The sequence below is a fragment of the Vibrio sp. 10N.222.46.A1 genome, assembly GCF_041473595.1.
GTDB lineage: Bacteria > Pseudomonadota > Gammaproteobacteria > Enterobacterales > Vibrionaceae > Vibrio > Vibrio tasmaniensis_A.
In genome coordinates, this window is record NZ_JBFRSN010000424.1 from 1 (window position 1) to 2,145 (window position 2,145).

Here is a 2,145-nt window from a genome sequence, read left to right on the forward strand (position 1 = left end):
AGAGAAATTCTGTACTTAAATGCAGAATTTTTCTATCTAGTTTCTTATGCTGTCTATCTTAAGCGACTTACTCCATTCATAACAATAACTTATGCTTACTAATTTGTGATTGAACGAGAAAATGTAGAGTTTAGTTCTGCCTAACAAAACAAAATGAATAAAACTTGATAACTTCTCTGGAGAATATTGTTAAAACAAGTTTACTATTGATAATAAAAACAACATTTCCACTTCAAAAAACCGCTTATTTACTCATTTGTAATTAAGATAAAAACAGAAAAATATCGAAGTTAACTTAGATAACTTCATTCTATCAATTCAAACAAAACGGATTTTAATAACTCCCGCCCTATCATACGTTTACGATAAATAATAAAATTGGATTTTATAAAAATAATTTGATCAATAAGGAGCTTTGTAAACTTTGAATTACATACTCTAAAAATTAATCTCCCTGATAAACTTGTCATAATTCCAAATGCTCTTCCAATCTTGATTCGCAACACATGGCACAGATGTGTTGCATATAGACTTCCTATAAAGCCGTTGGGAAGAAGGAGTTTATATTAAAATCAGGAACGAAAAATGAACCAACAACGTCAACTAAGCTGGAAAATAGCAGCCATTCTAGGTACGTCTTTCGGCTTTACTGCACACGCTGCAGAAATGGTCAGAGTCGATAATGATGCATTACTACAACAAAGCCTCGTCGCGCAGTCGAAGAGTGTTGCTCCACTTGAATTAGGTTTTTCTGAAGTTAAACGGGTGGTATTGCCCAATGGAAAAACGAAAGTTCGCTACCAACAAACTCACCTAGGTTTACCCGTCTTTGATACTTCGGTCGTGGCCACCCTTTCCAAGAACCAACCCACTCAAGTGTTCGGTTCCATGGCACAGGGGATCAGTGGTGACCTATCCAGCATCGCGCCAAAACTGAATCGAGAACAAGCGATTGAAGCTGCGATATCCTCTCACCGCACGTTTACTGTCGGCAAAAAGTCGATTGAAAACAAAAACGCGAAACTGATGGTGAGATTGGATGAGAACCAAGTCGCCCAAGTGGTGTATCTGGTCGATTTCTTTATCGCGTCCTCAATGCCAGAGCGCCCTTTCTACTTTATTGATGCCACGACTGGCGATGTGCTCCAAAAATGGAATGGACTAAACCACGCTAAAGCATTAGGTACTGGCCCCGGTGGCAACCTCAAAACCACTCGATATGAATATGGCAGCGACTTCCCTAGCTTTCCCATCGACAAAACAGGCACGACTTGTACGTTAGAAAATGAATCAGTTAAGACAGTCGATTTGAGGAACGGAACCTCTGGCAGCGCAGCCTACAGCTACAACTGTGCCGACGGCACTAACTACACCGACCATAAATACATTAACGGGGCTTACTCGCCTCTTAACGATGCGCACTATTTTGGTAATGTCGTATTCGATATGTACAAAGAGTGGATGAACACTTCGCCTTTAACTTTCCAGCTGACGATGCGCGTTCATTACGGTACCGATTATGAAAACGCCTTTTGGAATGGCTCATCCATGACATTTGGGGATGGCAAAAACACCTTTTACCCATTGGTCGATATCAACGTGAGTGCTCACGAGGTTAGCCACGGGTTCACCGAGCAAAACTCCGGCCTTGTGTACCAAAACATGTCGGGCGGTATCAATGAAGCCTTCTCAGACATTGCGGGCGAAGCGGCTGAATACTACTTGCGTGGCAATGTGGATTGGGTGGTCGGAAGCGATATATTCAAATCAGAAGGCGGCTTGCGTTACTTTGATCAACCTTCAAAAGATGGTCGCTCGATTGATCACGCCTCGCAATACTACGATGGCTTGAACGTTCACTTATCTAGCGGTGTTTATAACCGTGCCTTTTACCTTTTAGCGAACAAATCGGGTTGGAATGTACGTAAGGGCTTTGAAATATTCACAGTCGCAAACCAACTGTATTGGACGGCAAACAGTACCTTTGATGCAGGTGCTTGTGGCGTAGCGAAAGCCGCAGCCGACATGGGCTATGTGGTTGCCGATGTTGAAGATGCTTTTAATACCGTAGGCGTTAATGCGAGTTGTGGTGTCACGCCGCCAAGTGGCAATGTGCTGACGAAAGGCACACCGATTGCGAACCTA

Annotated in this window: 1 protein-coding gene; it reads left to right on the top strand. The window is 42.6% G+C overall.

Annotated elements, in window-relative coordinates; genetic code table 11:
* Positions 1 to 585: 585 nt before the first annotated feature.
* Positions 586 to 2,145: M4 family metallopeptidase (locus AB4496_RS13195; protein WP_372131121.1), on the top strand; the 1,560-nt coding region annotated here is incomplete at its 3' end.